The following is a 24,030-nucleotide window of genomic DNA, read 5'->3' as shown; positions in this document are numbered from 1 at the left end:
GGCAACCTCACCGCCCTGCGCGAGCTGGCGCTGCTGTGGGTGGCCGACCGGGTCGACGAGTACTTGAACGAGTACCGCAGCGAACACCGGGTGTCGACGATCTGGGGTTCGCGCGAGCGGATCGTCGTCGGCCTGACCGGCGGCCCGGAGGGCCGCACGCTGATACGGCGTGCCGCCCGCCTGGCGGAGAAGGGCGCCGGCGGAGAGGTCGCGGCCGTCTACATCTCCCGCAGTGACGGCCTTACCGCCGCCTCGCCGAAGGAGCTGGCCGTCCAGCGCACCTTGGTGGAGGACCTCGGCGGCACCTTCCACCACGTCGTCGGCGACGACATCCCGGCCGCCCTGCTCGACTTCGCCCGGGGCGTGAACGCCACCCAGATCGTGCTGGGCGTCTCCCGCCGCAGCACCTGGCAGTACGCCTTCGGACCGGGCGTCGGCGCCACGGTCGCCCGCGAGTCGGGACCCGACCTCGACGTCCACCTCATCACCCACGGCGAGGTGGGCAAGGGTCGCGGACTGCCGGTGGCGCGCGGTGCCCGCCTCGGACGATCCCGGGTCGTCGCCGGCTGGCTCGCCGGCGTCCTCGGTCCCGTCCTGCTGACCTGGCTCCTCATCGGCGCCCTGCCGGACGTCGGGCTCGCCAACGACATGCTGCTGATCCTCGCCCTGACGGTGGCGGCGGCCCTGCTCGGCGGGCTGTTCCCCGCGCTGGCCTCGGCGGTCGTGGGATCCTTGCTGCTCAACTGGTTCTTCACCCCGCCCGTCCACACCCTGACGATCGCCGACCCGAAGAACATCGTCGCCATCGCCATCTTCGTCGGGGTCGCCGTGTCCGTCGCCTCGGTGGTGGACCTCGCCGCCCGGCGCACGCACCAAGCCGCGCGGCTGCGCGCCGAGTCCGAGATCCTGTCCTTCCTCGCGGGCAACGTGCTGCGCGGCGAGACCGGCCTGGAAGAGCTCCTGGAGCGGGTCCGCGAAACGTTCGGCATGGAGTCGGCGGCGCTGCTGGAGCGGTCCGGCGAGACCGATCCGTGGACCTGCGCGGGCAGCGTGGGACCCAGGCCGTGCCAGGAGCCCGACGACGCGGACGTCGACGTGCCCGTCGGCGACCACATGTCACTGGCGCTCTCGGGACGCGTGCTGCCGGCCGCCGACCGTCGGGTGCTCGCCGCCTTCGCCGCCCAGGCGGCCGTCGTCCTGGACCGCCAGCGCCTGCGTCAGGAGGCCGACCGGGCCAAGGAACTGGCCGAGGGCAACCGCATCCGCACCGCGCTGCTCGCCGCCGTCAGCCACGACCTGCGCACCCCGCTGGCCGGCATCAAGGCGGCCGTCACCTCCCTGCGCTCCGACGACGTCGCCTGGTCCGCGCAGGACCAGGCGGAGCTGCTGGAGGCCATCGAGGAGGGCGCGGACCGCCTCGACCACCTGGTGGGCAACCTCCTGGACATGTCCCGGCTCCAGACCGGCACCGTCACCCCGCTCATCCGCGAGACCGACCTCGACGAGGTCGTCCCCATGGCACTGGGAGGGGTGCCCGAGGACAGCGTGGAACTGGACATCCCGGAAACGCTGTCCATGGTGTACGTGGACCGGGGCCTGCTGGAGCGGGCCGTCGCCAACGTCGTCGAGAACGCGGTCGAACACAGCCCGCCGGGGGAGAGGGCCCTGGTGTCCGCGAGCGCCCTCGCGGACCGGGTCGAGGTCCGTGTGGTGGACCGCGGCCCCGGCGTCCCCGACGACGCCAAGGACCGCATCTTCGAGCCCTTCCAGCGCTACGGCGACTCCCCACGGGGCAACGGCGTCGGACTCGGCCTCGCGGTCGCCCGCGGTTTCACCGAAGCGATGGGCGGCACCCTCGCCGCCGAGGACACCCCCGGCGGCGGCCTCACCATGGTGCTCAGCGTGCCGACGGCACCGCGGCGCCGGCCCGAGCGGCCGGACCTGCCGGCGGCGGCGACGTCCTGACGGGCACCCGCGGCTTCGCCGAGTCCCGGCACGTTCGTACGCCGTGGACACACCCGGTGGTGGCCCGACCTTGATGCCCGCCCCATGGACGGCACCGCAGTGGTGTCCGGGGCGGCCGGTCCTGCTGACGGTCGCCATCTCTGGGGAGCTCAGGCATCGAACGGCACGTTGAGCTCCCTCCAGACATGCTCGGTGTCCAGCCGCAGCCGCCAGGTGGTACGGCGACGCACGGCCGTCAGTTCGGACTCCAGCGGGGACGGCGGTACCGCGAGGACGGGGCAGGTGGACCGGGCGAGGCAGTAGCGGCTGACCGACGGTCTCAGCGCACGGTGCAGACGGCCATGTCGTCCGGCGCCGATCACGAGGAGGTCGTCCTCTCGGCCGGCGATCCGCACCAGTGCCCCTCCCGGGGTACCCCGGGCGATGAGCGCCTGCCCGGGCAGCCCGAGGTCGGTGCCGCCGAACACGTCGCGCAGGGCCTGGAGCAGTCGCTCCCGGGCCAGCCGCTCCCAGTCGTCCATCGTGATCGCCGGGGCCGGGGACCGGCGCGCGGCGAGCTCCCCTCCGGGCGGCTCCCAGGCCAGCACCGGCCAGAGCTCGGCTCCGCGGCGCCGGGCCTCCTCGGCGGCCCGGCGCAAGGCGACGAGGCTGTTCGGAGAGCCGCTCACCCCCACCACGACACGAGCGGCTGAGGGCGCGTCGGACTGGGACATCTCTTCACCGTTCTCCCCACGCCAGTGGTTCCGTTCCCGCCGGCGATCTCGTCGAAGCGACTTCCATCTCACTTGCGGGAACGGCGTCGGAAAAGGCCGCGAGCCAGTTCTTGGCGCTCTTCTGACGGGCCTCGCCGGGGCCGCCGACCAGGCATGTCAGCATTCCGTCAATGTCGTCCCGGTCACCGTCAGCATTCCGTCAGGAGGGGCCGGGACCGGACGCGGACGGGCATAGCGTCGTTGGCGAGCCCCGGTCCGCCTCCCCGCGTCCGGGGCGCTTCAGCTCTCCTTTCCGGAGGTATTCCATGGAAGAACTCCTGTACGGCGAAGACCCCGAGCCCTCCGATCGGTTCCCGGCCGGACCCCTGTACGTCCCGGTCCGGCCGGGCCCCTCCGGGTGCGCGGCCCGCCTCTTCCGAACACCGCTCGGCGACCGCACAGCCGTCGGCTTCACCTCCGAGCGCAGGCTCGTCGTGACGCTCGGCGCCGGTCAGGCGTGGATCCGCCTCGCCGAGCCCGCACTGCGCGCACTGACCGCACCGCTGGGCGTCACCAGCGTCACGATCGACCCGCTGTTCACGGCCCCGGCCCCGGCCCCGGTCGGGCCGGCCGTCCTGGAGGCGGCACTGGCCGCCCCGGCCCAGCGGATCGGCTGAGAGGAGAGCAGGCGATGACCACCGTTCATGAACCCGCCGCCCCCGCGGCCCTCGCCGGACTGTCGGTGTGGCCCGCTTCGACGACCGAGTCCGGCCCCGGCCACCTGACCGTGGGCGGAGTACGGCTCGCGGAGATCGCCGACCGCTTCGGCACCCCCGTCTACGTCCTCGACGAGGCCGAAGTGCGCCACCGCTGCCGCACCTACCGGGACGCCTTCCCGGACGCCGAAGTCCTCTACGCGGCCAAGGCGTTCCTGTGCCGGGCCATGGTCCGCTGGATGGACGAGGAGGGCCTCGGACTGGACGTGTGCTCGGCCGGCGAGCTGGAGCTCGCGGTCACCGCCGGCTTCTCACCGGAGCGGATGGTGCTGCACGGCAACGCCAAGTCTCCGCGGGACCTGGAGACGGCTCTCCGCCTGGGCGTGGGCCGTGTCGTCATCGACAGCCCCTCGGAGATCGCCCGGCTGGCCGCCGCCGTGGGCCCCGGCGGCAGTCAGAAGGTCATGGTGCGCGTGGTGCCCGGCATCAGCGCGGGCGGCCACGAGAAGGTCCGGACCGGCACGGACGGCCAGAAATTCGGACTCTCCATCGCGGACGGCTACGCCCAGCACGCCATCGCCCGCATCCTCGACCAGCCGCAGCTCGAACTCACCGGTCTGCACTGCCACCTGGGCTCGCAGATCACCAGCGTCAAGCCGTACCTCGCGGCCGTGCGCCGCATGGTCGGCCTGATGGCCCGCCTGCACGAACAGCACGGCCTGGTCCTGCCCGAACTCGACCTCGGCGGCGGACACGGCATCGCCTACCGGCCCGGCGAGGACGCCCTCGACCTGACGTCACTGGCCCGCAAGGTCCGCACCGAGCTCACCGACGCCTGCGCCTCGGCCGGACTCCCCGTGCCCCGGCTGGTCATCGAGCCGGGGCGCGGGATAGCGGGCCCCGCCGGGATCGCCCTGTACCGTGTTCTGTCCGTGAAGCACTCGGGCGAGACCGTGTTCGTGGCCGTGGACGGCGGCATGAGCGACAACCCCCGGCCGGCCCTGTACGGCGTCCGCTACGCACCCCGCTTGATCGGCCGGCACAGCACCGCGGCCCCGGCCCGGGTCACCGTGGTGGGGCGGCACTGCGAGGCAGGCGACATCCTGGCCGCCGACGCCGAACTCCCCGCCGACGTACGCCCCGGCGACCTGCTCGCCGTACCCGTGGCCGGCGCCTACCACCTTTCCATGGCCTCCGGCTACAACCTGGTCGGCCGCCCGCCCGTGGTCGCCGTACGCGACGGCCTCGCCCGCCTCCTGGTCCGCCGCGAGTCGATGGAGGACATCCGCGGCCGAGACGTGGGTCTGTAGCCGCGGCCCCGGCCCGGCGGTCACCCGCGGCTTCGCCGAGGCCATCGGCGGCACCGCAGTGGCGTGAGGAGCGGCCGGGCCTGTCGGCGCCGGCCGAGCCGGCACCCGTTGCCTCGCCCTGAGTCCCGCCCCCTGGACGGTTGTTCACGGTCGACCCGAGTCACGTGTCGCTGCGTCGGTTTCACCGCCACGGACATGCCTGAAATCGCTGTGAAGCGGCGGTGAACGGCGGATCGGCCATGGTCTCCGGCATGACGACGACGGCCCCGCGAGGGGCAGCGGCCCGGGAGGGGACCACCATGAACGGCCTGCGACTGATCCACCGTCACGCGGCGTCCTTCGTGCGCTTCTCCGGGCTGGGCAGCGCGGTCACCCTGGCGGCCTCGGCGGCCCTGATGCTCCTCTCGCAGTGGATCCCGTGGACGGCCGCGAACGCGCTGACGGCCATCGCCTCCACCGTGGCCGCCACCGAGCTGCATGCCCGCGTCTCGTTCGGCCAGGGACGGCCGGGCCTGGCGGGCCATGTGAAGAGCGCGGCCACCATCGCCGTCGGCTGGCTGGTCACGTCGGCAGCGCTCGGCGCTCTGGCCGCGCTCCGCCCCGGAGCCGGGCTCGTCCTGCAACAGACGGTGTACCTGGCGGCCACCGCGCTCGTCGGGACAGGCCGCTACCTCGTGCTGCGTCTGTCCGTGTTCGCGGAGCGGGCTCCACGGCCGCGGACCGACGACGGCGTCCGGTCGCGCGCCGCTTACGACGCGGCGGCGTGAGGCCCGGTGCGGACATGGGTGGGAATTCCTCAGTCCTCCTCGCCGAGGATCTCGTCGTTGGAGTCGAACTGGTGGCTGTCGGCGGGGAGGCCGGGGAAATACGCGCTCTGGGACTCTCCCGTCAGGACGGCCAGGAGGAAGGGGGCGCACCGAGTGGCGTGGTGCTCCCACTCGGGACCGCGCCCCTCGTTGAACATCACGGTCCACTCGTCCGGGCTCTGCCCCGGTCCGGCGAGCCAGTAGAGCATCGCTCCGCTGTCCTCGATGTAGGCCCAGGGCAGGACCCGCGTACCCGGCCTGTCGAGTTCCGCCGGCTTCGGCTCGGTCTGCCACAGCCGGCCGAGCACCTTCTCCCGCTCCGCGAACTGGGCCACGAGGTTGTAGTCCTCGTCAGGGCACTCCGGGTCGAGCAGCCATACCGTCTCGTCGAAGACGCCGCCTCCGTAGACCTCGACCAGTTCCTTGTAGTCCTCCGGCAACGGCGTGCCGAGCGCATGTTCGACAGCGTTCCAGTCGCGGGTCCGCCGGGCGGTGCCCGGCGGAACGATCTCGATGAGCCTGGTCACAGCGGGATGCATGAGGCGCGTGTCTCCTCGGGGGCGTCATATGCGTTTGGGGACATTCAGGATAGTGATGATGTTCGTACTGTCGCCGCCTTCGTAGGGGGTGAAGGCGAATCCCTTGTTCCCCCGGGCCTCGATGGTCAGCCCCAGCGGAATGACGTCGGTGGGGTCGTTCGTGCGGTAGACGGGCGTGACGGTGTACTCGATGGTCTCACCGCGCTTGTCGACCGCTTCCCTGATCTGGTCCTCGATCTTCCGCATGACCGGCGAATTCGCGAACCGGTGCATGGTGACAAAGTTCCGGGGGTCCCGGTTGGAGCCGCCGATCTGCGCGCCGAGCAAGTGGGTCTTGTTGAGCTTCTTGTACTTCTGGTAACCGGGCACATTGACCCGGGGATCGGTCTTGCCGCCGGTCATGTCGGACTCGATCGTGGCGCGCATGGTGGTGGCGCGGCCTCCGGGACCGGGCGCACCGTAGCGCACCCGGCCGCCCCACGTGACGTCGTTCTCGTCACAGGGGGTGAGGCCCAGCGGATCGGACAGCGTGTGCGGGTTGTCGACGTAGGCGAAGGGGTTCGGCGCGGGGTCCAGGCCGAGGGGGTCCGAGGTGAGGTAGCGCGCGGTCTCGGGATCGTAGTGACGGAAGTAGTTGTGGTGCAGCCCCGTCTCGGGGTCGTAGTACTGGCCCGGGAACCTGAGCGGTGTGTAGGCGGTGGCGTCCTGGTTCCAGGTCGTCGAGCCCCAGAGGGTCGAGCGGGTGCGCCACGCGATCCCGCCCTCCTCGTCGACGAGTTCGGTGGGAGTGCCGATCTGGTCGGTGACGATGGCGAAGAAGCGCTGGTCGACGACGTCCTGCGGAGCGTCCGCGAGGGACTTGGTCTCGGTCTGCGCGACAGGTGCCTGGCCGTCGTGGTCCCAGGTGAGCGTGACCAGTTCGGCCGCGCCGCCGACCCGGGTGGTCTGCTCCACCAGCGTGGAACCGTCCCAGACGAACCGGGTCTCCTCGGCGACGGCGCCGTCCGCGGACAGGCGCTGTTTCGCGATGCGCCGCCCGAGGGGGTCGTACAGGTACCGCCAGCGGGTGCCGTCGGGGGTGACGACGGAGAGGAGCCGGTCCTCGGCGTCCCAGGCGTAACGCCAGGTGTCGGGCTTGCGGGAGAGACGTTTGACCTGCCGGAGCACGCACCGGCCGACGGCATCGTGTTCGTAGCGCACGTTGCCGGCGCCGATCAGGCGCGTTCCGGCGTAGGTGCGCGTTCCGCGCGCCTGGCTGCCGGGATGCTTCTCCGGCCAGGTCGCCCGCGTCTGGTTGCCGGTCTCGTCGTAGGCGTAGCTCTCGCTCCAGCGCCCGGCATCGACGGCGGTGACCCGTCCCGCCCCGTCCAGGAGGAACGAGCGCCGGCCGGCGTCCCGGTCGGTGATGCCGGTCAGCAGCCCGTCGTGACGGTAGGTGTAGCCGCGCTGGATCGACGGCTGCGCGGTGCCGTGGACGGTGAGTGTCTGCCCGCTGAGGCCGCCGACGGGATTCCAGGCGAAGGCGAGGGTGAACCGGTCACCGAGGTGCCGCAGCACCTCCCGCCCCGCCGCGTCGTGTTCGAAGGAGAGGGTGCGGCCCGACAGCGACAGCTCGGTGTAGCGGCCGGCCGTGTCGTAGGAGTACGCCGTCTCGACGCCCCCGGGTGTCCTGCGGAGTGTCCGGCGCCCCGAGGCGTCGCAGGCCGTGGTGAGCGTCCGGCCGTCGATGGTCTCCGCGATGACACGCCCCACCGCGTCGTACGCGTAGGCCAGTGTCCCGTCGGGACCGGCTGCCGAGAGGAGCCGCCCGCACGCGTCGTTCCGGAAGACGGTCCTGCGCCCGTCCACGACCTTCTCGACGAGTTGCCCGGACGCGTCGTAGTGGTAACCGACGGTCTGCCCCGCCGCGTTGATCCGCGCGGTCAGGTCGCCCGCCGCGTCGTAGCGGTAGGTCGTCTCGTGCCCGTCGAAGTCGGTCTCCTGCACCAGTTGTCCGGCGGCGTCGTAGACGTACCTCCAGACGAGCCCCTGGGGGTCGAGCACCTCGGTCAGCCGGCGTTCGGTGTCGTAGCGGAACCGGTGTTCCACGCCGTCCGGGGAGATACGGGCGAGCAGCAGGTCGAAGGGGCCGTGGACCAGCCGCGTACGCCCCCCGACAGGGTCGGTGTGGCCGGTGCAGTTGCCCTCTCCGTCGTACGTCCAGGATTCGGTGGCGCCGTTGGCCGCGGTACGTTCCCGCAGCCGCCCCTCGGCGTCCCACACGAGCGTGGTGGCCGCCCCGAGCGGGTCGGTGATGCGTACCGGGCGTCCGAGGTCGTCCCGCAGGTAGCGGGTGCGGTTCCCCTGGGCGTCTTCGAGGGCGGTGGCCAGGCCCGCCGGGTCGGTGTCGATGCGGAGTGTGTCGCCCGCGGGACCGCTGACCGTGGCGACGGCGCCCGTGGGATGGTGGGTGAACCGGTGGACCGAGCCGTCCGGTGCGGTCAGGGCGGTGCGGTTGCCCCGCGCGTCGAAGTCCTGGACGTACGTCGCCCCCAGCGGATCGGTGATGCGGACCGGCCGGTGCGACGCGTCGTAGGTGACGTGGCTGCTTGTGCCGTCGGGAGCCGTGACCGAGATCAGGTCGCCCGCGTCGTCCCACGTCCAGCGGGTGGTACGGCCCAGCGGGTCGGTGCGGGAGAGCAGGTGGTCGTGGCGGTCCCAGGTCTGGGTGATCGTGTGCCCGAGCGGGTCGGTGATCGCGACGATCTGCCCGTGCCGGTTGGCGCGGTAGACCGTGGCGTTGCCGAGTGAGTCGGTGTACGTGGCGGTGCTGGTGCCGTCGTCCTGGCGCTCGCCGTAGGACAGGCGGGAGTTGAGGATGCCGTCGGTCCCACGGGTCTCGATCACCCGTCCCTCGGCGTCGTAGACGTAGGTGAACTCGGTGTCGTTGGAGTCCCGCCACCCCGTCACGCGGTGGGCGCCGTCGTAGGCGAACCGCGTGGGCGCGTCGACCGCGTTGCGGATGTCGCTCAGGTTCCCGGTCGCGGCGTCGTAGCCGAAGGCGCGCAGGCGTACCGGGTCGTCGTCGGTGAGGGCCCACAGCACGGTGACGCGCCGCTGGTCGTCGTGGTCGACGCGTATGCGGTAACCGCCGCTGTGGGTGACGGTGAGCGGCACACCGTCGTCGTCGCGCTCGACGGAGAGGTGGTTGCCGTTGCGGTCCTCGATGCCGACCAGCCACCACGGTCCGCCCTGCGCCGTACCGGCTTCGAACTGGCGCGTGAGTCCTGAGTACGGATCCTCCACCGTCAGGACGTAACCGCTGCCGCGGGTCACATAGGTCAGCGGGAGGCGGACGCCCTCGGCGGGCCCCACCCGGTCGCCGGGCAGGTCGGGCATACGCGGATAGGCGAGCGCGGACCCGTCCTCCCGGTGCCACCAGTATCCGCCCAGGGCGTCGTCCCGCTGGATCCGCTCGTCGAGGGTGGAGGCCCAGGAGGGGCCGAAGAAGCGGCCCGCTCGGTAGCCGGAGAGGTGGGTACGGCGCAGGATCAGGGGCAGGACGCCCGGCAACGCCACGTCCGTCTGGGCGAGTGCCATCTGGCCGCTGGCCATGTCGATCGGATCGCCGCACAACTGCTTGGCGTTGAGCTCGCGGCCCTGCCTGGACAGGTCGGCAGAGTCGATCTTCAGGCCCGGGTCCGGCTTGCGGCCGGAGGCGGGGGCGCCGTGGCGGTCCGAACCCCGGGTGCCGGAGTCGAGGTGGATGCCGTCGGCCCGCCGGCCGACGTCGATGTCGATGCCCTTGTGCAGGCGGGAGGTTGCCTTCACGCGGTCCGGGACGGTCTCGGAGAGGTGCTTGACGATCTTCTTGACGGCCTTGTCCGAGCCCTTGAGGGCGCCCTCCAGGACCGATTCGAAGGGCGCGGTGAAGGCGTCCTTGCCCTTGGTGCGGCCGAAGTGGCCCTTGGCGCGTTCCAGCGGGTCGGTGACGGCCGTGTGCAGGTCGCCGCCGTGCCGGGAGACCTTGTCGGCGCCGTCCTCGAACTCGACGTGGTCGATGTGCAGGTCACCGCCGGATCCGCCGCCCGCGGAGGCCAGTGTCATCGCCCCGCCGGCCGAGGCCGGCCGCATGCCGCCGCCGTGGCCGTGCTGGCCGGAGCCGCCGCCGGTCGTGGGCTCCGGGGGCAGGGAGAACGCGCCCTCGGCCAGGTCCAGGACCGCGTCCTCGACCATCTTCTCCAGCTTGGCGTTGACCGGCTCGGTCACCCGGGCGACCAGTTCGTCCACGATCTGGTCGGCGGCCTCGTCGACGATCCGCTTGACCGCCTGCCGCATCGCCGTGATCTCGGCGGCGCCGAGCAGCGCGGACAGGCCGCCGGTGAACGCGGCCAGGCCGAGCGAGATGCCCACCGAGGCGGCCATCGCGCCGAGTTCGATCTCGGCCTTGATCTTCATCCCGTGGATGACGTCCGCGACGACGTCGCACGCGTCCGCGAACAGCCGCGCCAGCTCCGGGATCTTGTCGAGGTGCCCGGCCTTCACATGCGACCAGTGCTTCTCCATCGCGTCGACGGCCCAGCCCCGGGAGGAGGAGAGGATCCGGCTCACCGCCTGGTGCGCGTCCCCGCCCTTGCCCTCGAAGTTGTCCGCGAACTCCCGCATGGACGTGGCCATCTCGCGGTAGTCGTCCTCGTCCACGTTCGGGAAGTTCACCCCGATGACGTCGAGTATCTCGTCCAGCCAACCCGGGATCGTGTAGCCCATCCCCATGCTCCCCGTTGATCGATCAGGCGTGCGTCGCGCGTGCGAACGCATGGTAGCCAGTGCGCTTGACGCACTGTCAGTTCGTCTGGTTCCGGTGCCGGCCGCGTCGGACAATGCCGCGCTTGGGCCGGGCGACCGCCGTACCGTCGACGCATGCTCGATGAAGACGGTCGCTTCGGGGAGTCCGTTCGCCGCGTCGTCGGCGGAGATGTTCGATCCGCGGGTCGTGGAGCCTGCCGTGGATCTGCTGGCGGGGCCGGCCGGGGACGGCGGGCGGGCGCTGGAGTTCGGGGCCGGGACCGGGCGGGTCGCCCTGCCGCTCGCGGCGCGTGGCGTCGCGGTGCACGGCATCGGCATGTCCCGCGCGATGGTCGAGCGGCTGCGGGCCAAGCCCGGCGGGGACGGGATCGGTGTCACGATCGGGGACTTCGCGACCGCCAAGGCCGAGGGGACCTTCTCGGTCGCCTACCTCGTCCACAACACGATCATGAACCTGACCTCACAGGACACCCAGGTGGACCGCTTCCGCAACGCCGCCGTCCAGCTGGAGCCCGGCGGCTGTTTCGTCGTCGAGGCCGGCGTGCCCGATCCGCGGCGGCTGCCGCCCGGGCAGAACGCCGTGCCGTTCCGGGTGGGCGAGGGGCGGCGCGGGTCCGACCTGTACGACGTGGCCGGCCAGTCCGTCACCTCGCACCACGTCTCCGTCCGGGACGGCCGCGGCAGCTACCTGGCCGTCCCCTTCCGCTACGTCTGGCCCGCCGAGCCGGACCTCATGGCCCGGCTGGCCGGGATGCGGCTGCGGGAGCGGCGGGAGGGGTGGACGCGCGAGCCGTTCACCAGCGAGAGCCGGCAGCACGTGTCCGTGTGGGAGAAGGTTGCGGGCCGAGGCGGCCGGCGTTCCCCCGTCGTGGGATCACCGCCACACCAGGCAGTGGAGGCGGTGGCCCGCCGGCCGTGCCCGGGACGCGAGCGCCGCGAGGTCCCTGAGGCATGCGGCCAGGGGGCCCGGGTCCGTGTCCCGCCCGAACGCCTCGACGCGGTCTGCCGGGTCAGCGCACCGGGGACCGCCATTGATCAGCGGTTCGGGTAGGACCAGGCGGTCTCGGGTGGTTGTCCGCGCCTGCGGCCACCAAGCCGAGTCAGCCCCCGTCCTGTACGGCCATCTCCGCGAGCAGGGACCAGTCCTCCTGCGGGAGCGTCGTGTTGACGATGCGCGGCGTCTCGGCGAGGTGCGGCGGCAGTGTCCGCTGCGCGTCGCGGAAGTGCTGCGAACGGACGTGCGCGGCACCCGCCTCCTCGTCGCGGAACGCCTCGACGAGCACGTACTCGGTCGGATCGTCCACGCTGCGGGACCAGTCGAACCACAGGCACCCCGGTTCGGCGCGTGTCGCCTCGGTGAACGCGGCCGAGATCTCCGGCCATCGGTCGGCGTGCTCCGGGCGCACCCGGAATTTCGCGGTGATGAAGATCATTCCAAGCTCCTCGACGGGCTTCGTGTCGCGTGCGTCCATGGTCGGTGCGGTCCGCCCTCGGCGAGGCGGCCGACGCGCCGAGTGTCGTCCGGGGGGTGTCCGCGGCCCACCCCGGCTCACGAGCCGGGATCGTCGAACTGGTCGAGGTCGAACTGGTCGAGAAGGAAGTCGACCGGTGCGAGGCGGGGGGCGGCCGAAGCGCCGTCGTGAAGAACCTGCTCCGCCCAGATGACCTTGCCGCGGGGCGTGTACCGCGTCCCCCACCGCTGGGCGAACTGCGCCACCAGGAACAGCCCCCGCCCGCCTTCGTCCGTGGTCGCCGCCCGCCGCAGGCGCGGCGAGGTGCCGCTGCCGTCCGAGACCTCGCAGGTCAGACAGCGTCCGCGCAGCAGCCGCACGCCCACCGGCGGTGAGCCGTACCGGATCGCGTTCGTGACCAGCTCGCTGACGATGAGCTCCGTGGCGAAACCGGTCTCCTCCAGCCCCCACTTCCGCAACGTCTCCCTACAGCGCGCCCGCACCGAGGGGACCAGCGCCGGATCCGACGGCACGTCCCACTCGGCCACGCGCGAGGGCGGGAACGTCCGGGTGCGTGCCGTGAGCAGCGCGATGTCGTCGCGGGAGTGCGACGGCTTCAGCGCGTCGATCACCGCCTGACACGTCTCCTCCGGGGTGCGGCTCCCGGACCCGTCCAACGCCCGGCGCAGCCGCTCCAGCCCGACGTCGATGTCCTGGGTGCGGTCCTCCACCAGACCGTCGGTGTACAGCACCAGGTGCGAACCCTCCGGCAGGACCAGCTCGGTGGTCTCGAACGGGTAGCCGCCCAGACCGAGGGGCGCCGAGGCCGGGACCCCGGCACAGGCGACCGTCCCGTCCGGGCGCACCACCACCGGGTCCGGGTGTCCCGCACGGGCCATGGCGCAGGCCCCCACCACCGGGTCGTAGACCCCGTAGAGGCAGGTCGCTCCGGTCACCCCCACGCCCTCGTGGTCTTCGGCGGCACCACCCGTACGCTCCTCGTCGTCCATACGGACGACCAGGTCGTCCAGGTTCCCCAGCACCTCGTCCACGGGCAGGTCCAGGACGGCGAAGTTGTGCACCGCGGTACGCAGCCGGCCCATCGTCGCCGCCGCGTGCAGGCCGCGCCCGACGACGTCGCCCATCACCAGGGCCACACGGGCCCCCGGGAGCGGGATGACGTCGAACCAGTCCCCGCCCACCCCCGCCTCCGCCGGCAGATACCGCCAGGCCACCTCCAGGGCGTCCTGTTCCGGCTGCCCCCGCGGCAGCAGACTGCGCTGGAGGGTCACCGCCATCGCGTGCTCCCGGGTGAACCTCCGCGCGTTGTCGATGGCCACCCCCGCCCGTACGGCCAGTTCCTCCGCGAAGGCGAGATCATCCGGCTCGAACGCCGGGGAGTCCACCGTCCGGTAGAAGTTCACCACCCCCAGCGCCACGTTCCGCGCCCGCAGCGGCACGGTCACCAGCGACCGCAGCCCGCCCTCCAGGGCCGTCCGGGAGCGTTCCGGATCCTGTTCCAGCCAGCCGTGGGCCTGCCGCAGGTCCGCCTCCAGCACGCCCCGCCCCTCCTGCAAGGTCCGCGTCTGAGGGCTCCGGGCCGAGAAGGTGATCACTTCGCCCAGCGGGTACACCGGGATCATCCGCTGTGCGCCGCCGATCGCCGCCCGGCGCAGCTGCCGCCAGCCCTCTGCGGTCGGCTCCCAGCCCCGCAGCACCGCGTCGAGCAGATCCACCGTCACCAGGTCGGCGAACCGCGGCGCCGCCACGTCGGCCAGCTCCTGGGCCGTACGCTCCACGTCCAGCGTCGTACCGATCCCCACGCCCGCCTCGTAGAGCAGGTCCAGCCGCTCCCGCGCGAGCTCGGCGCGCCCCGAGACCGCCGCCAGTTCCGTGGTGTCCCGCAGGGTCACCACGCTGCCTCCCCGGTCGGCTCGCGGGTACGTCGGCCGCTTGTTCACCGCCAGCAGCCTGTTCCCCGCGCGGTGCACCTCATCGGTGACCGCCTCCGGCGACGACAGCAGGCGCATGACCGGCTCCGGCAGTCCCAGCTCCCGCACCGGACGCCCCTGTACGTCCCCCGGCAGTCCGAGCAGCCGCGTCGCCTCGTCGTTCGCCAACAGCAGTCGTCCGTCGGCACCGGTGATCAGCACCCCCTCCCGCACCGCGTGCAGGACCGCGTCGTGGTGCTCGTACAACTGCGCCAGCTCCACCGGGGACAAGCCGTGCGTGTGCCGCCGCAGCCGCCGGGACACCAGCGTCGTGCCCGCCGTGGCCAGCGCCAGCGCGGCCGTGCCACTGCCCAGGATGATCGGCAGCTGCGGCAGCCACAGTGCCGCGACGGTCCTGACCGTGAGTCCGGCGGAGACCAGGCCGACCACCTTGCCACGCGAGTCCGTCACCGGGACCACGGCCTGCACGGTCGTCCCCCTGCCCGCGGGCAGGGGCGGCCCGCCGGCCTGCTCGACGACGGTACGGCCCCGCAACGCGGGTCCGATGGTGCCGACGAACTTCTTCCCGATCTCCCGCGGGTAGGGGTACGTGTAACGAATCCCCGTCGTGCTGATGACGACGACGAAGTCCATGCCCGCGCGCTTGCGCGCCGCCTCGGCCCGTGGCTGGAGCACCGCTGACGGGTCCCGGCTCCGCAGCGCCGCCGCCGTGCCCGGGGCGTTCGCGAAGGACTGGGCCGCGATCACCGACGCCCGTCGCCCCTGCTGAAGAGCGTGACTCGCCGCCTGGAGGATCGCGCCCACCACCGTGGCGGCGACCAGCAGGACCACGATGACGACCTGGAGAAGGAACACCTGGCCGGCCGCACTGCGCAGGTTCAGCAGGCGAGCGCGATGTTCACGCGGGCGTCCCACGGGCGGATGATGTTCCGGGCTGCGGGAGCGCCCGGAAAATACCTCCATACACCCTTGATAACACCACGGTGGGGCAGCCGACGCCGATCGAGCGCATGCCACCGTCCTCCTCGCCGGCCCGGCCTTCGCCACCCCCCCCGGGGTCCGGGAGCGCCGACTCAGGGAATCGCCAGCTCGGCCCAGATGGTCTTCCCGGACGCGGTGTAGCGCGTCCCCCAGCGCTGGGACATCTGGGCGACGAGGAAGAGGCCGCGGCCACCCTCTTCGTCCCGGCGCGCCCGCCGCAGATGGGGTGCGGTGTGCGCGTTGTCGGACACCTCGCACAGCAGGCAGCGGTCCCTGATCAGCCTCAGCGTGACGGGCCCGGTGGCGTACCGGATGCTGTTGGTGACCAGCTCGCTCACCACGAGTGCCGCGCTGAACGACAGGTCGGACAGGCCCCAGTCCGTCAGTTGGCGCTCGGTGTCCGTGTGGGCGTGCGCCACCATGGCAGGATCCGGCGGCAGTTCCAGGTCCGCCACGCGGTCGGCGCCGAGCCGCCGGGTGCGGACCAGCAGCAGCGTGGCATCGTCCGCCTGCGGGCCGGGAGGCCGGGACGACAGCGCGCGGTCGCACAGTTCCTCCAGCGGGCACCGCTGCCAGGTGAGCACATGGGCCAGGCGGTCGATTCCGCTGTCGATGTCGGTGTGCCGGTCCTCCACGACGCCGTCGGTGAAGAACGCCACGACGCTGCCGCTGGACAGACTCAGCTCGACGTTCTCGTAGGGCAGGCCGCCCAGCCCCAGAGGCGGCCCCGGCGCCAGCGCGGACAAGGCCACCGAGCCGCTGGCGTCGGCCACGATCGGCGGGGGATGGCCCGCGCTCGCCCAGACGCACCGGCCGCCGACCGGGTCGTAGATCGCGTACAGGCAGGTCACCCCGAGCGTCTCGTCGCCCAGCCCGTCATCGGCATCGCATTCCGAGTCCTGCGCGACCAGGCCGTCCAGCCGGGTGAGCAGCTCGGCCGGGTCCAGGTCCAGCAGGGCCAGGGTCCGTACGGTGGCGCGCAGCCGGCCCATGGTCGCGGCGGCGTGTACCCCGTGGCCCACCACGTCGCCGACGGTCAGGCCCACCCTGGCTCCGGACAGCGGGATCAGGTCGAACCAGTCGCCGCCCACCCCCACCCGGCTGTCGGCGGGGAGGTAGCGGTACGCCACGTCGACCGCGCTCTGCTCGGGCAGGTGCCGGGGAAGCAGGCTCCGTTGCAGGACCAGGGCCGCCGCGTGCTGGCTGGTGTAACGGCGGGCGTTGTCGATGCCGACGGCGGCCCGCTCGGCCAGTTCCACCGCGAGCGTCTGCTCCTCGGGCCCGAAGCGGTCGGGGTTGCTGCTGCGCCGGAAGGTGGCGAGGCCCAGGACCGCGTCGCGGGTGAGCAGCGGGACGAAGAGGCAGCAGTGCGAGGCGGCCGGTCCCGTGCCGTCCCGTGTCCCCGGCGGGGAGGCGTCGACGACCGGGCGGCTGGTGGCCAGGCTCTGGGCCTGCGGTGACGAGGGCGGGTAGGAGACGGGGCTGGTCCGGAACTCCTCCGGGGTCCGGCCGTGCATCCGCAGCAGACCGTGTCCCGGCGCCGAGCCCGTGGGCGGCTGCCGCCCCTCGATGACCGCCGGCGGCAGGTCCACCAGCACCTCGTCGGCCAGCTGCGGTACCGCCACGTCCCCGAGCTCCGCGGCCGTACGACGCACGTCCAGCGAGGCACCGATGCGCTTTCCGGCCCGTACGAGCAGTGACAGCCGTTCCTGGGCGCGGTAGCGGTCGGTGATGTCCAGGGACTCCTCGAAGAGCCCCAGCAGTTCCCCTCGGGCGTCCACCAGCCGGTGGTACGAGCAGGACCAGACGTGCTCGCGCACCGGATCGGAGGCAGCACGCCCGCGGTAGTGCATGCCCATGATCGGTTCGCCCGTCGTCAGGACGTGCTCCATGATCTGGTCCTCGTCCGGAGGGTGGTGGCGGGAGATGAATTCGCCCTCGGGGAAGAGATCCGCGGCCGGCCGGCCGATGTACGGGGCGATCCCCGCCAGCTCCAGATCGGTGGAGACGTTCCCCCAGACGACGCGCATGTCGGTGTCGAAGATCGTCAGGCCCACGTCGGACTCGGTCGCCAGCCCCTGCACCATCGCCAGCTGCGCCTCCCAGCCGCGCAGCGTGTCCAGGTCGGCCGCGACCACGACGGTCGCGGCGGCGCCCCGGTGCGCGAGTGGGCCGAACGTCACGGCCGCGCGCAGGATCCGTCCGTCCCGGCAGCAGAGGTCCAGGACGGTGCCGCGGGGCGTGTGCCCCTTGCAGAGCTTGCACAGGGTGGACAGTCGCTGCCCGGGGGTCGCGGCCAGCAGCCGGGCAGCCGGCTGCCCGAGCACCTCCTCGGGGGAATGCCCGAGCAAGCGCTGGGCCGAGGATCCCCATCCGGAGACGCGGCCTTCGGCGTCCAGTACCGCGGCGGCGGCCTTGGAGAGATCCAGCGGACTGTGGAAATCGACGTTGGCGGCATGCGGAAAACGATCCATGACACCGCTTCCCTCCGTGCCCCCTCAGCATCCCGTGCCGGCCGACGGACGACAACCGCACAGGAGGGTCGGCGTCGGGGCGGGCCGGTCAGCCGGTCTTCTTCCACTGCGGCCACTGCTCCAGCGCGGTGGTGACGCGTTTCGTCAGGGCTGGGACGGTCCTGGTCGCCTGTTCGTACGCGGCGACGAGGTCCTCCAGCATCTTCGTGTTGCGCCGCACGTCGTCGGTCTCCGAGTCGAGTACGGACGTGCACTCGCGGGCCGCGTCCCGGCTCTTGGTCAGCAGCGTGGACCACGCGCGGCCCAGTTCCGGGTCGGGGACGCCCAGATGGCGCCGGGCGGTGGCCGTGTCGCGGGCGAGGCCGGCGCAGACGGGGCGCAGGGTGTCCCCGTCGATGGCACCGGTCTCCGCGTCCGTCGACTCCTTGAACCACTTCGCGAACGCGGTGTAGCGAGAGGCCATGGCGACGATGTCGGCCTGGCCGCTCGTCTTGAACCAGGCCAGTAGCTGGAAGCTGCGCACGCGTTCGCCGGTGCCGGCGGCCGGTGGACGGTCGGGCACCGCCAGGGCTGTGTCGTGGCCCGTCACCGAACGCACGGCCACGACGGACGACGCCACGGCCAGGACGGCGACGGCGCCCACGGTGACGCGGGTCGGCCAGGACCGCCGTACTGCCTCGGCGGGCGCCGGGGGCCTTCGGGCGCGGGGGACCCGGGCCAGGGGTGCGGCGACCAGGGCGGCGCCGAACATCGCCGGTGCGGCCGTCTGCACCAGGAGTTCGGTCAGCGACCAGGACGCCCCCGGCAGCCAGTGGCAGCTGTCGCCCATGACCCGCAGCGGGCCCAGACAGCCGTCGGCGGACTGGAGCAGGAACTGCCCCGCCAGCGCCAGGATCTGGGCGATGCCGGCGGCGGTCAGGGCGCGGGGCAGCCGGTGGGTGCGGGTGGTCACGGCGACGACGGCCGCCGTCACGGCCACGCCGGTCCACAGGGCGACGGTCCGCCACCACATGAAGACGACACCGAAGGCCGTGCCCCGCTCGCCGAGCGGAGGGCGCCAGGAGTGGACGTACGCCATCGCCACCGCCACGGCGGCGACCCCGAGCACGCCCCCGGCCAGGCCGGCGAGGAGCGTGGAGCGCAGCCCCGTCGCCCGAGGCCGTCCGAGCAGCAGTACGGCCGGGTACACCCACAGCACCACCGCCGCCGCCACGATCACGGGGGTCGAGCCCGCGACGCTCAGGCTCGTGAGGACCGAGGCGATCCAGGGCAGCACCGCCGCGTACTGCCGCGTCCCCCACGGGCCGGGGAACATCCGGCGGATGTCCTGCTCCAGACCGCCCGCCTGGTACAGGTCCCCGGCCAGCAGCAGCTTGCCCGCGCCCATCCACCAGCTCAGACCGGCCGCCGCCACGACGCACCCCGCGACGGCCGCGACGAGCACCGCTCCGCGCAGCGCGCGCGGTGTGCCCGGGGTGTCCCGCAGGCTCAGCCGGGCGCACCGGGCCAGCCAGCAGACGTAGGCCACGCCCCCGAGGAGCGGGAAGAGCAGGGGTTCCGGGTGGGCGGGCCACCAGCCCGGACCGATGCTCGACCCGGACAGCAACTCCCCGCACACCAGGCCGAGTCCGAGCGCCGAGCCGGCCCGCACACCCGACGGGCCGGGAACGCCCCGGTGCGCGGCGTACAGGGCCGCGCGCCAGACCGAGACCGTCAACAGGGCCGCCGCCAGACCCCCGACGACCCAGGCGGCCGGAAGCGCGTCCCACCGGTCGCTCAGCGCGTTGCCGGTGACCAGGGTCACCGCCCCGAGCAGGAACAACGGCACGTCCGTCAGGGCGAACAGGGCCGCCGGGTCCTCCAGCGCGCGGCGCCGCTCCGCCCACGACGGGTGACTGCGCCACAACGCCGTGACGCTCCGCGCCGGGCCGTCCTGTGTCCCCGCTCTCTCGGCCCGCGCCCGCCAGACGCCGGGATCGGCGCCCAGCGCCACGGCCCCCCGGTCGGCGTACAGCTCGCGGTGGCGCAGGGTGTCCGCGCGGGCCAGGGCGACCAGCAGGAACAGGAACCCGGCGGTCGCGATCTCCCGGACCATGTACGGCCGGGAGGCGGGCCAGAAGACGGCGTCGGCGCCCATGAACCAGCCGAACTGCGCCGCGACGAGGCTCCCGCCGAGCACGAGGGTGAACGGGACGGCGGCCAGGGTGAGGAAGGCCCGCCACAGGGCCGTCACGGCGTACGCGATGTCCACGTCCCGGTGGCGCAGGTGGGCCAGTTCGTGCAGGAGCACCGCCTGGAAGCGGGCCGGGTCGGAGCGGCGGACGTGCAGCAGGCCGTTGTCGAGGCAGAGGGTGCGCCTGCCCGCCCGGCCGAAGACGACCGCGCCGGCGTCGAACGCCGTCAGGTCGACCACCAGGTCGGGCAGGGCGCGCACTCCGGCGAGCCCGGCCAGCCGGGCGACCTCGGCCCGGACCTCGCCCTGCGGGTCCCGGCCGTGCAGCGGCACCAGACCGTGCCGCCGCCGCTTCCAGCGCGGCAGCAGCAGGTAGACGGCCGCGGCCACCAGCAGGACGACGACACTGCCGGCCAGGCCGTACCACTGCGGCGTCACGGGGGCGCCCTGGGCGCACTCCTTGATCGCCTCCGCGTGGGCGTTGCTGCGCGTCACGTTGTCGATGACGTTGCCGCCCGGGTCGTAGCCCGCCGCGAACTCGCAGAGGAACGCGACGTTCTGGGCCGGGTACGGCCGCAGGAGGCCGGTCAGCATCTCGACCGTGGCCGCCGCCATCGCGACGACGAGGACGAGGAAGCGCAGGGAGGTCCCGGCGGGCAGCACGCCCGGATCGGGGGCCTGCGGCGCGGGCACCGGGCGGGGCAAGGCCGCCTCCGTGGCTCCGCTCACCGGACCGCCCCGTCCTCGCCCCGCCGGTCGGCGCGCGGTTCGTCCGCGCCCGCCAGGGCCAGCCGTGCGACCACGCCGTCCGCGAGGCCGTCGGCGTCGGAGAAGCCGCGCCGGACCGCTTCCTCATGCACCCGCCGCCGTACGGACGCCAGTTGCTCCCGGTCGAGACGGGGCACCTCGGGCGGGGCGGCCGGGCGGCGGGCGGACGGGCGCAGCCGCCCCAGGGCGGTCGCGGCCCGGTTCACCAGCCGCCCGGTGCCGTCCGCGACGGCGGCGCGGCACGCCTCGTCGACCACCAGCAGGACCAGGGGGGTGACCATGGCCGCGACGGTGTCGAGGCCGAAGCCCAGCGGGTCGGACCGACCGCCGGAGGACGCCCGCCGCGTCCGCCGTACCACCAGACCGTAGTCCAGGCCCGCCAGGTCGTCGACCAACTGCCGTTCCTCCGGCGCGTGTCGGTCGATGACGTCCCGCACCACATCGAGCACGGTCGCACGCATGCGCCCGCTCCCTCCCCCGTCCGTTCCCCGTGCGCACCCGTACCCGAGCGCGCTGTTCGGGTATTTCCCGCTGGAGCATGCCGTACGCCTGCCGGAACCCCCGGTTCACCGTACCGCCGGGCCGGTACGGCATCGGCCGGCCACGGTGGCTCGGAAGGGCCCCGGCGTTCAGCCGCCGTCCAGCTCCTGCTCGCACCAGATCGTCTTGCCCCGGCGTCCGAACCGGGTGCCCCAGCGGGCGGCGAGCCGGGCGACGAGCGACAGTCCTCGGCCGCCCTCGTCGATGGCGCGGGCGTTGCGCAGGTGGGGCGCGGTGCTGCTGCCGTCGGACACCTCGCAGATCAGGCTCCGGTCGCGGATCATGCGCAGCCGGATCGGCGGACTGCCGTACCGGATGGCCTTGGTGACCAGTTCGCTGACGATCAGTTCGGTCGTGAAGGCCAGGTCTTCCAGCCCCCAGTGCGCGAGCTGGTGCCGGGCGAGCCGGCGGGCGGTGCCGACGACGGCCGCATCCTTGGGCAGCGTCCATTCGGCGAGCCGCTCCTCCGCCAGGCCGCGGGTACGGGCGAGCAGCAGAACGGCGTCGTCCTCGCCCTGGCTGGGCAGGAGGGCGTACACCGCGTCGTCGGCGAGCCGGCGCAGGGGGCGGTCGGGATGGCTCAGGACGCGCAGCAGGATCTGCCGGGCGCCCTGCGCCGCGCGGACGAGACCGTTGGTGTACAGCGCCAACAGGCTGCCGTCCGGCAGTTCGGCGCGCACCGCCTCGTACCCGCCGCGCCCCGTGCCGAGCAGTGGGCCGGCGGGCGGTTCGAGGGCCAGGGGATCGCCGAGCGCGCCGAGGACCACCGGGGGCGCGTGCCCCGCGCTGGCGGCCGTACAGGCGCGGGTCACCGGGTCGAACACCGCGTACAGGCAGGACGCCCTGACCGGCTCGCCCGTGTCCCGCGTCAGCGAGACGGTGGTCTCGTCGAGGCAGGAGAGCAGCTCCTCCGGCGCCGGGTCCCGGACCGCGAGGGTCGTCAGCGCGGTGCGCAACTGGCCCATGGCGGCGGCCACTTCGATGCCGCTGCCGGTGACGTCGCCGACGGTCAGGGCCACCCGGCTGCCGGAGAGGGGGATGACGTCGTACCAGTCCCCGCCGCCGCCCCTGGTGCCGGGCAGGTGGAGGGCGGCCGTGTCGACCACGGTCAGCCGCGGCGGGGTGCGGGGCAGCAGATGGCGGTGCCGGCCGGTCGCGATGGTGCGCTCGCGGGCGTAGCTGCGGGCGTTGTCGATGCTGAGCGCCGTACGCTGGGCCAGCTGCTCGGCCAGGCAGAGATCGTCCTCGTCGTACGGCCGGGGGTCACGGTGCCGGTAGAAGCAGACGACCCCGAGGACGGTGCGGCGCACCACCAGCGGGGTGATCAGGAACGAGTGGACACCCGCGTCGATCAGCAGCCGGGCCCGCTCGGGGTCGGTGGCCAGCCACGGCTCGTCCGGTGCCAGGTGGGTGACGAGCCGGGTGAGGCGTCTTGCAGGCTCCGGCTGAAGGGCGTGGGGAAGGGGAAGGTGTCCAGCGTGTCCGAGGGGGCCCGCCGGGCGGGGTCGTTCACCGAGCGGAAGGCGACCCGGCGCAGGGGCACGTCCGCGTCGACCGGCCCGCCGGACAGCGCGGCGCCGCGCACCGCCTCGTCCAGCACGTCCACCGACACCGCGTCCGCGAACCGTTCCACCACCACCTCGGCCAGCGCGTCCGCCGTGTCCCGCACGTCCAGGCTCGTGCCGATGGCCTGGTGGGCGCCGTGCAGGATGTCCAGCCGGTCCGCCGCGTGCCGGCGGGCGGAGACGTCCTCCACGACGGCGACGCCCAGGACGTGTCCGCCACGGGGGCGGACCCGGAAGGCCGACACCGAGAGCACCGTCTCCCGGTCCGGGCCACCGGGAGGGCGGCCGCGCATCAGGCGGTCCCGTACCCGCGCCTCTCCCGTGAGCACCTGACGGGCGAGCGGGAGCAGTTCGGGATCGTGGAACCCCTCCGCGACCTCGTCGAGCCGCCGCCCGAGCACCGCGTCGCCGGGCAGTCCGCGCACCCCGCGCCGCGCGGTGTTGTAGCGCACGACCCGCAGCTGTTCGTCGAACACGTACAGCCCCATGGGCGCCTGGGTGAACAGCGCCTCCAGCACGGTGGCCGACAGGTCCTCGCTGCCGTGTGGCGACGACATCGCCGGGCCTGGCCCCGCGCGCCGGCGGCGGCGCCCGGGGCGTCGGGGGCGGGGACCGCGGCGGCCGGTCCGCTCGCGCGGCGCGGGACCGTGCGGTGAGCGGCGGAGGCGCCCGGCGAGTCGGACCGCACAGAGCACGGCCGGTCGGGCACGGCCCCGGCGGGGACCGGCGCGCGGGTCCGCGGGTCTCCGGTGAGACCGTGATCGGCGATGGGCGGATAGCGGCGCATCACCGGCCCCTTCGGCGTCGACACCGGGCTTTTGCTTGCGACCCTGGCGGGTGGGCCGGACGGCGGCCATCGGGGTGAGCCGAGCGGGTGACGGTGCGGGTCCGAGGACCCGGGGGGAGCGCGGTCGCGAGCGCTGGCGGACCGGGTGATCGGTGGCCGCCGAGGCCGCGGCCCGTGTGCCGGGCACCGCCCGGACGCGTGCGGAGCCGGGGAAGCGGGCGGGCCTCGCGCACGGCTCCCCGGCACCGGCGTCGCCGGCGAGCGGGGTCTCCGGGCCGGGACCGGTCTCCTCCAGGAGCTGCCGGGTGGCGTGGGCGTCGGCGACCGGGGTGCCGGCCCACCCCTGCTGAGCTGCGGAATACGTGCGGGGGCGACCGTGTTGCCGGGGTATAGTTGAAACATCAACCTGTTGGAAGGGTGGAGGACAGATGCAGTTCGGCATCTTCACCGTCGGTGACGTGACCGTCGACCCCACCACGGGTCGTACGCCGACCGAGCGCGAGCGGATCAAGGCCATGGTCGGAGG

General features: G+C 73.3%; 14 protein-coding genes and 1 pseudogene. 5 read left to right on the top strand and 10 right to left on the bottom strand.

From position 1 onward, the window contains the following. Window positions 1-1,965, top strand: a 1,965-nt coding sequence (locus tag IE273_RS41645; RefSeq protein WP_189820314.1) for a DUF4118 domain-containing protein, incomplete at its 5' end; no start/stop codon positions are given. Between the two features lie 149 nt (window positions 1,966-2,114). Here the strand turns inward: IE273_RS41645 and IE273_RS41640 are convergent. Next, on the bottom strand, window positions 2,115-2,678 hold the full coding sequence (locus tag IE273_RS41640) for a universal stress protein (protein WP_189820313.1): 564 nt from the start codon (window positions 2,676-2,678) through the stop codon (window positions 2,115-2,117). Window positions 2,679-2,983: 305 nt separating this feature from the next. On the opposite strand from IE273_RS41640, the gene IE273_RS41635 reads away from it, so the two are divergent. The 3 genes from IE273_RS41635 to IE273_RS41625 all read left to right on the top strand — a co-directional run bounded on the left by IE273_RS41635 (window position 2,984) and on the right by IE273_RS41625 (window position 5,450). Next, window positions 2,984-3,334, top strand: a complete 351-nt coding sequence (locus IE273_RS41635; RefSeq protein WP_189820312.1) for an SAV_915 family protein — start codon at window positions 2,984-2,986, stop codon at window positions 3,332-3,334. Between the two features lie 14 nt (window positions 3,335-3,348). Continuing rightward, window positions 3,349-4,683: a diaminopimelate decarboxylase gene (lysA, locus tag IE273_RS41630; RefSeq protein WP_189820311.1), complete on the top strand. Its 1,335-nt coding sequence runs from the start codon at window positions 3,349-3,351 to the stop codon at window positions 4,681-4,683. A gap of 299 nt (window positions 4,684-4,982) precedes the next feature. After that, the gene (locus tag IE273_RS41625; RefSeq protein ID WP_189820310.1) at window positions 4,983-5,450 is read left to right on the top strand and encodes a hypothetical protein; all 468 of its coding nucleotides are present in this window, start codon (window positions 4,983-4,985) and stop codon (window positions 5,448-5,450) included. A gap of 29 nt (window positions 5,451-5,479) precedes the next feature. On the opposite strand, the gene IE273_RS41620 is transcribed toward IE273_RS41625, so the two are convergent. Beyond that, window positions 5,480-6,028 (bottom strand): SMI1/KNR4 family protein, encoded by a 549-nt coding sequence (locus IE273_RS41620; protein ID WP_189820309.1) that lies wholly within the window; start codon window positions 6,026-6,028, stop codon window positions 5,480-5,482. Between the two features lie 24 nt (window positions 6,029-6,052). Next, complete coding sequence (locus IE273_RS41615; RefSeq protein ID WP_189820308.1) at window positions 6,053-10,774, bottom strand: DUF6531 domain-containing protein; 4,722 nt, start codon at window positions 10,772-10,774, stop codon at window positions 6,053-6,055. A 153-nt stretch (window positions 10,775-10,927) separates the two neighbouring features. On the opposite strand from IE273_RS41615, the pseudogene IE273_RS41610 reads away from it, so the two are divergent. Continuing rightward, window positions 10,928-11,657, top strand: a pseudogene (locus IE273_RS41610) (class I SAM-dependent methyltransferase); the annotation flags it as partial. 256 nt (window positions 11,658-11,913) lie between these two features. On the opposite strand, the gene IE273_RS41605 reads toward IE273_RS41610, so the two are convergent. The 7 genes from IE273_RS41605 to IE273_RS44480 all read right to left on the bottom strand — a co-directional run bounded on the left by IE273_RS41605 (window position 11,914) and on the right by IE273_RS44480 (window position 23,274). Continuing rightward, window positions 11,914-12,246 carry a putative quinol monooxygenase gene (locus IE273_RS41605; protein ID WP_189820306.1) on the bottom strand — a complete coding sequence of 111 codons (333 nt, stop codon included), beginning with the start codon at window positions 12,244-12,246 and terminating at the stop codon, window positions 11,914-11,916. Between the two features lie 116 nt (window positions 12,247-12,362). Then, window positions 12,363-15,131, bottom strand: a complete 2,769-nt coding sequence (locus IE273_RS41600) for a SpoIIE family protein phosphatase (protein ID WP_189820305.1) — start codon at window positions 15,129-15,131, stop codon at window positions 12,363-12,365. A gap of 158 nt (window positions 15,132-15,289) precedes the next feature. Further along, on the bottom strand, window positions 15,290-17,671 hold the full coding sequence (locus IE273_RS41595; RefSeq protein ID WP_189820304.1) for a SpoIIE family protein phosphatase: 2,382 nt from the start codon (window positions 17,669-17,671) through the stop codon (window positions 15,290-15,292). Window positions 17,672-17,759: 88 nt separating this feature from the next. Further along, window positions 17,760-20,573: a M48 family metalloprotease gene (locus IE273_RS41590; RefSeq protein ID WP_229888112.1), complete on the bottom strand. Its 2,814-nt coding sequence runs from the start codon at window positions 20,571-20,573 to the stop codon at window positions 17,760-17,762. After that, on the bottom strand, window positions 20,570-21,073 hold the full coding sequence (locus IE273_RS41585) for a hypothetical protein (protein WP_189820303.1): 504 nt from the start codon (window positions 21,071-21,073) through the stop codon (window positions 20,570-20,572). The genes IE273_RS41590 and IE273_RS41585 overlap by 4 nt, the downstream gene beginning before the upstream one ends. A 168-nt stretch (window positions 21,074-21,241) precedes the next feature. After that, window positions 21,242-22,504 (bottom strand): SpoIIE family protein phosphatase, encoded by a 1,263-nt coding sequence (locus IE273_RS44485; RefSeq protein WP_229888113.1) that lies wholly within the window; start codon window positions 22,502-22,504, stop codon window positions 21,242-21,244. Next, window positions 22,504-23,274, bottom strand: a complete 771-nt coding sequence (locus tag IE273_RS44480; protein WP_229888111.1) for a PAS domain-containing protein — start codon at window positions 23,272-23,274, stop codon at window positions 22,504-22,506. Before IE273_RS44480 ends, IE273_RS44485 begins: the two co-directional genes overlap by 1 nt. Window positions 23,275-24,030: the final 756 nt, after the last annotated feature.

The sequence above is a fragment of the Streptomyces olivaceoviridis genome, from assembly GCF_014650115.1.
GTDB classification, from domain to species: domain Bacteria; phylum Actinomycetota; class Actinomycetes; order Streptomycetales; family Streptomycetaceae; genus Streptomyces; species Streptomyces olivaceoviridis.
This window is presented reverse-complemented; position numbering and strand designations above follow the sequence as displayed.

Coding starts and splice junctions, on each gene's coding strand:
- IE273_RS41615 (WP_189820308.1), bottom strand. CDS start 10,774: ATGGGCTACACGATCCCGGGTTGGCTGGACGAGATACTCGACGTCATC.
- IE273_RS41595 (WP_189820304.1), bottom strand. CDS start 17,671: ATGGATCGTTTTCCGCATGCCGCCAACGTCGATTTCCACAGTCCGCTG.
- IE273_RS41605 (WP_189820306.1), bottom strand. CDS start 12,246: ATGATCTTCATCACCGCGAAATTCCGGGTGCGCCCGGAGCACGCCGAC.
- IE273_RS44480 (WP_229888111.1), bottom strand. CDS start 23,274: ATGTCGTCGCCACACGGCAGCGAGGACCTGTCGGCCACCGTGCTGGAG.
- lysA (WP_189820311.1), top strand. CDS start 3,349: ATGACCACCGTTCATGAACCCGCCGCCCCCGCGGCCCTCGCCGGACTG.
- IE273_RS41585 (WP_189820303.1), bottom strand. CDS start 21,073: ATGCGTGCGACCGTGCTCGATGTGGTGCGGGACGTCATCGACCGACAC.
- IE273_RS41640 (WP_189820313.1), bottom strand. CDS start 2,678: ATGTCCCAGTCCGACGCGCCCTCAGCCGCTCGTGTCGTGGTGGGGGTG.
- IE273_RS41635 (WP_189820312.1), top strand. CDS start 2,984: ATGGAAGAACTCCTGTACGGCGAAGACCCCGAGCCCTCCGATCGGTTC.
- IE273_RS41625 (WP_189820310.1), top strand. CDS start 4,983: ATGAACGGCCTGCGACTGATCCACCGTCACGCGGCGTCCTTCGTGCGC.
- IE273_RS41620 (WP_189820309.1), bottom strand. CDS start 6,028: ATGCATCCCGCTGTGACCAGGCTCATCGAGATCGTTCCGCCGGGCACC.